The organism is Caballeronia sp. (assembly GCF_049581465.1).
GTDB lineage: Bacteria > Pseudomonadota > Gammaproteobacteria > Burkholderiales > Burkholderiaceae > Caballeronia.
In genome coordinates, this window is the sequence record NZ_JBAUSA010000764.1 from 1 (window position 1) to 6,201 (window position 6,201).

The 6,201-nt window shown below is 61.1% G+C and carries 3 protein-coding genes; all 3 read right to left on the reverse strand.

Features of this window, described 5'->3' with window-relative positions:
• The coding region (locus WCA53_RS18865) for a nitrate reductase subunit alpha (RefSeq protein ID WP_423913980.1) at positions 1-3,264 on the reverse strand (3,264 nt) is incomplete at its 3' end.
• Between the two features lie 28 nt (positions 3,265-3,292).
• Positions 3,293-4,678, reverse strand: coding sequence for a NarK family nitrate/nitrite MFS transporter (locus WCA53_RS18870; RefSeq protein ID WP_423913983.1), 1,386 nt, complete (start codon positions 4,676-4,678; stop codon positions 3,293-3,295).
• An 18-nt stretch (positions 4,679-4,696) separates the two neighbouring features.
• On the reverse strand, positions 4,697-6,001 hold the full coding sequence (locus WCA53_RS18875) for an MFS transporter (protein ID WP_423913986.1): 1,305 nt from the start codon (positions 5,999-6,001) through the stop codon (positions 4,697-4,699).
• Between the last annotated feature and the right edge of the window lie 200 nt (positions 6,002-6,201).

The window sequence follows — 6,201 nt, forward strand, 5'->3', positions numbered from 1 at the left end:
CACAAGCTCATGCTCGCCGTTCGGTTTCGCGCCCAGCATGGCGGTGACCGTTTTCGTATCGATGGCCGGGCGATACACGCACGAGCCCTCGCCGAAATCCAGCATCCAGCGATGGTCCTGGTAGAACTGCTGGCGGCCAGTCAGGGTGCGCCATGGAATCAGTTCATGCACGTTGGTATAGCCGGCGTTGTAGCTGACTTCCTCCGACTCAAGTCCCGACCACGTAGGGGCCGAAATGATCTTGCGCGGTTGCGCCTGGACATCGCGGAAACGGATCTTGTCGTGCTCGCGGCCGGCCGCGAGGTGAGCATGTTCACGCCCCGTGATCTTCGAGAGCGCTTCCCATGCCTTCACCGCGACGTGGCCGTTGGTTTCTGGCGCAAACGTGAGGATCATCTCGGCCGCGTCGATGGCGGTGTCCAGCCTCGGTCTACCCTGACTCACGCCGGGTTCGGTCACGGTGCGCGTAATCGCGGCCAGTTCCCCGATTTCGTGCGCGCTGTTCCAGTTGATGCCCTTGCCGCCATTGCCTTGCGTGTCGAGCAACGGCCCGACCGACGTGAACTTGCGATACACGTCCTTGTAGTTGCGTTCAACCACCGTCATGGACGGCGCGGTTTTTCCGGGAATGAGGTCGCATTCGCCGGCTCGCCAGTCCTTCGGCTCGAATGGCTGCCCGAGTTCGCCTGGGGTGTCGTGCATCAGTGGCGTGCAGACCAGATCGGTTCGCGTGCCCAGATGCGCGCCGCCGATCTCCGCGAACTTTTCAGCAATGCCCTTGTAGATTTCCCAGTCGCTCTTGCTCTCCCACAACGGTTGAACAGCTTCGGATAACGGATGAATGAAAGGATGCATGTCCGAGGTATTCAAGTCGTCCTTCTCGTACCATGTTGCGGTTGGCAACACGATGTCGCCATACAGGCAGGTCGTGCTCATGCGGAAGTCCAGCACCGTCAGCAGGTCGAGCTTGCCTTCTGCCGCTTCGCGAACATGGACCTGACCGGGCTTGATCGCGTCGTCTTCGTCGGAGAAAAGGGCGTTTTGCGCGCCCAGCAGATACTTCAGGAAGTACTCGTGGCCCTTGCCGGAACTGCCCAGGATGTTCGAACGCCAGACAAACATGTTGCGCGGGAAGTTGACGGGGTTGTCGGGGTCGTCGCAGGAGAATTGCAGCGCGCCGGATTTCAATTGGTGCACGACGTAGTCCACCGGCTTCATGCCGGCGTGGGTCGCTTGATCCACGAGGTCGAGCGGATTCGCGCCCAGTTGCGGCGCGCTCGGCAACCAGCCCATGCGTTCGGATTTCGCGTTCAGGTCGAGCATCGCGAGGTTCGCGTACTTGGTCTTGTTTGCGGTCGGTGCGAGCACTTCGTCGAGCGCAAGCTTCTCATGTCGCCACTGACTCGTGTGGTTGTAGAAGAACGACGTGCCGTTCATCTGGCGCGGCGGCTTCGACCAGTCGAGCGCGAACGCAAGCGGCGCCCAGCCGAACTGCGGACGCAGCTTTTCCTGACCGACGTAATGCGCCCAGCCGCCGCCGCTCTTGCCCACGCAACCGCACATCATCAGGAGGTTGATGATGCCGCGATAAATCATGTCGTTGTGGTACCAGTGGTTCAGCGCCGCGCCCACGATCACCATGCTCTTGCCCTGGGTCTGATGGGCGTTCGTCGCGAATTCGCGGGCCACCTGGATCACGAGCTTGCGCGGGACGGTGGTGTGCTTTTCCTGCCACGCGGGCGTGTAGGGAACGTCGTCGTCGTAGGAACTTGCGACGTTCGGACCGCCCAGGCCCTGGTCGACGCCGTAGTTCGCCAACTGCAAATCGAAAACGGTGGCGACCAGCGCGCTTGTGCCATCGGCGAGCGTGATGCGTCGTGCCGGAACGTGGCGCTCAAGTAATGCGTCGTGCTCACTGCCGAAGTACGGGAAGCCGACCGGAACGATTTCATCGTGCATGCTGTTATCGACCAGGGACAAAAGCGGTTCGATCACGCGCGTGCTGCCGCCATCCTTCAGTTCGAGATTCCAGCGGCCGACCTTCGCGCCGTTGTCATGAGCGGCTTCGTTCCAGCGGAATCCGACGGTGCCATTCGGCGCGACGATCTGCCCGGTCTCGCCGTCGATCACGAGCGTCTTCCATTGCGGATTGTTCGCCTCGCCCAGGTTGTCCGCGAGATGCGATGCACGCAGGAAGTGATCGGGAACGAGCATGCCGTCGTTGTCGCGCAGCAGCACGAGCATCGGCATATCCGTGTATTGCCTCACGTAGTCGCGGAAATAGCCGGACTTGTTCGTCGCGTTCGCCGCGTGAAATTCCTTGAGCACGACGTGGCCCATCGCCATTGCGAGCGCAGCATCGGTGCCTTGCGTAGGGGCGAGCCAGATGTCGCCGAACTTGACCATTTCGCCGAAATCCGACGATACCGCGACGGTCTTCGTTCCCTTGTAGCGCACCTCGGAATAGAAGTGTGCGTCCGGTGTGCGCGTTTGCGGAATGTTCGATCCCCACACCATCAGGTATGTGGAGTTGTACCAGTCGGCGGATTCGGGGACGTCCGTCTGCTCGCCCCAAACCTGCGGCGAGGCGGGCGGCAGATCGCAATACCAGTCATAAAACGAGAGACATACCCCGCCAATCAGACTGAGGTAACGCGAACCCGCCGCGTACGACACCATCGACATCGCCGGAATCGGCGAGAAGCCGATCACGCGATCCGGCCCGAACTTGCCGATGGTGAAAGCATTGGCCGCCGCGATCATTTCGTTCGCGGTATTCCAGTCGGCGCGAACGAAACCGCCTAGGCCGCGCACGCTTTTATAGCGCTTGGCTTTGACGGGATCCTGGCTGATCGACATCCACGCTGCAACCGGATCGAGCGTCTGGCGAGCTTCGCGCCACATCTCCATCAGGCGGCCGCGGATCATGGGGTATTTCACTCGTTGTGCTGAATAAACATACCAGCTATACGATGCACCACGTGGGCATCCTCGCGGTTCATGGTTTGGCAGATCCGCCCTTGTGCGCGGATAGTCCGTCTGCTGCGTCTCCCATACGATCAGGCCGTTCTTCACATAGACCTTCCACGAACACGAGCCGGTGCAATTCACGCCATGCGTGGAACGCACGACCTTGTCGTGCTGCCAGCGATTGCGGTACGTGTCTTCCCACTTGCGGTCTTCATCGACCACGGCGCCGTGTCCGTTTGAAAACGTCGATTGGGTGCGCTTGATGAACTTCAGTCGATCCAGAAAATGACTCATGGTTTTGTCCTGTGTCGGAGAGGGCGCGTCAGCACGGCATGCTCGCGTTGCGGCGGGCATAGAAGAACCACGTGAGGGCGACGCAAGTTACGTAGAACGCGATGAATGCATGCAGTGCGGGAATCGCCGAGCCGGTCAGGTCGAGCGAGGTGCCGAAGGTCTTGGGGATCAGGAAGCCGCCGTACGCGCCGATCGCGCCGGCGAAGCCGAGCACCGCCGCGGACTCCTTGCTCGCTTCGTGTTGCGCCTGGCGTTGGGCGGCCGAATCAAGACCGTTCACCCGACGTTGATGTTCAGTCAGGAAAATCACCGGGATCATGCGGAAGGTCGACCCGTTGCCAATGCCGGTCAGCATGAACAACACGATAAACATGGCGAGGAAGCCGGTGAAATTGCCCGCGCCTCCTGCGTCGGGCATGAACGAGATCACGCCGAACACAGCCGCGATCATCGCGATGAAGGTCCACAGCGTGACGCGCGCGCCGCCGAGGTGGTCGGAGATCCAGCCGCCGACAGGCCGTGTCAACGCGCCCGCAAGGGGGCCGAGGAACGCATAGGCGGTGGGATTGATCGACGGGAATTGCGCCTTCGTCAGCAACGCGAATCCGGCGGAGAAGCCGATGAACGAACCAAACGTGCCCACGTACAGCCAGCACATAAACCAGTTGTGCTTGCGCTTGAAGATCACCGCCTGCTCGGCGAACGAAGCCTTGGCGTCGGCGAGATCGTTCATGCCGAACCAGGCCGCCACGGCCGCTACGGCGATGAACGGCACCCACACGAAGCCCGCATTTTGCAGCCAGATGTTCTGTTCGACGCCCTGCGCGACGAACGTCTGCCCGTCGCCTGTCAAGGAGCCGAAGACGGCCGTTGCAATTACGATCGGCGTGACGAACTGCACCACGGATACCCCGAGGTTGCCGATGCCCGCGTTCAATCCGGTTGCAAGGCCCTTGCGTGCCTTGGGGAAGAAGAAGCTGATGTTGGCCATAGACGAGCTGAAGTTTGCTCCGCCGAAACCGCACAGCAGCGCGAGGATGAGCAGCGTGGAATACGTGGTCGACGGGTCGCGCAACGCGAAGCCCATGCCGAGCGCGGGGATCAACAACGTCGCTGTCGACACGGCAGTGAAGCGCCGGCCGCCGAAGATGGGCACGAGAAAGGAATAGAAGATCCGCAATGTCGCGCCCGATAACGCGGGCAACGCGGTCAGCCAGAACAACTGGTTCTTGGTGAAGTGAAAGCCGCCTTTGTCCAGATTGACAACGGTGACGCTCCATAGCGACCACACCGCGAAGGCGAGCATCAGCGCGGGAATCGATATCCACAGGTTGCGGTTTGCAATGGCAGCACCGCGCGCTTTCCAGAAAGCCGGATCGTCCGGCTCCCAGTTCTTGATGAGGTATTGGGACATGTTTTTATCGAAGTGGATTCAAGCGGGTGAAGCGGGCGCACGAAGCGGGCGAAGCGGACGAAAAGAGAAGTGCATCCAGACGAGGCTGACGGCGGTCGCGCCGAACAGCAGCATGAAACAGGTGCTGCTCACGCCCGTGAGGTCAGCGAGTACGCCGAACAGAATGGGCAGCGCGAAGCCTGCGAGGCCGCCCGCCAGGCCGACCACGCCGGAGACGGCGCCGATATTGCCGGGGAATTCATCGGCGACGAACTTGAAGACCGACGCCTTGCCGATCGCCATCGCAATGCCGACGGTAAACATCAACACGGTGAATACAACGGGCGACAGTGCTATGTGAAAGCTTTGCGGACCGTGACCGGACTGGACGACAAGATCGGTGTCCGGATAGCTGAGAAAGAAGAAGCAGGCGAGCACGGTCCACATTACCGTCCAGGTGGTCTTCTGCGCACCGTATTTATCGGACAGCCAGCCACCCACCGCCCGAAGCACGCCACCGGGCAACGAGAAACACGCGGCCAGCAGTGCCGCCTGCTCGATGTGAAAGCCGTAGTGATTGACGTAGTAGTGCGGCAGCCACAGCGCGAGCCCGACATAGCCGCCAAACACAACCGAGTAGTACTGAGAATAACGCCATGTTCGCGGGTCTTTTATCACGCTCGACTGGCTTGCCGAAGTGGGGGCGTTTGCCACCCGATGTGCGGGGTTAGTGGCCGACGTCATCCAGAAGATGATCGCGGTAGCGAGCATCGCGATGGCATACACCTTCGGCACGATGGTCCAGGTACCGGCCGTCACGATCAGAACCGGCGCGACGAACTTGGTCAGTGCAGCGCCGGAGTTTCCCGCGCCGAAGATGCCCATGGCGAGGCCCTGGCGCGATGGCGGAAACCAGCGCGCCACGTAGGGCGTGCCGATTGAGAAGCACGCACCGGCGAGGCCGATCAGCAGGCCGAGCGCAATGAATTGCCAGAATGCGGTGGCGTAGGCCAGCACCCAGAGCGGGATGACCGTGACGAGCATGGTCAGCAGGAAGACAATCCGTCCGCCAAAGCGGTCGGTGTAGATGCCGAGCGGCACGCGCGCGAGTGAGCCCGATAAAACGGGCGTGGCCGCGATAAGGCCGAATTCGGTATCGGAGAGGCCGAGCTGCGTCTTTAGCGGAATGCCCAGGATCGCGAACATCATCCAGATGGCAAAACAGATCGTGAATGCGAATGTGCTCGATCCGAGCACGCGCCACGCGCGCGGATCGGCGGTCGATTGCGCGGGGGATGGGCCGGGGCCGGCTCGATGGGTTCGGGAATTGCTTGCCGCCGTCATGGTGCTTGCCTGATCGATTGAATTGCGTTTGGTATGTGCAATGCGGGTTGCGCTCGGTGCCTTATCGACTGCAAGATTAGGAATTGCGCGGCTCGCCGCCCATTCACCAAAGGGATGAAGCGACTTCATGTCGCTAGTCCGACGGGGCTACTCCGGAAGGAGTAAGTACATGGACTTGCACGGCAGCAGCGCACCAATAC

Excerpts from the sequence above, each read along its gene's own strand:
- WCA53_RS18870 (WP_423913983.1), bottom strand. The coding sequence starts at position 4,678 with ATGTCCCAATACCTCATCAAGAACTGGGAGCCGGACGATCCGGCTTTC.
- WCA53_RS18875 (WP_423913986.1), bottom strand. The coding sequence starts at position 6,001 with ATGACGGCGGCAAGCAATTCCCGAACCCATCGAGCCGGCCCCGGCCCA.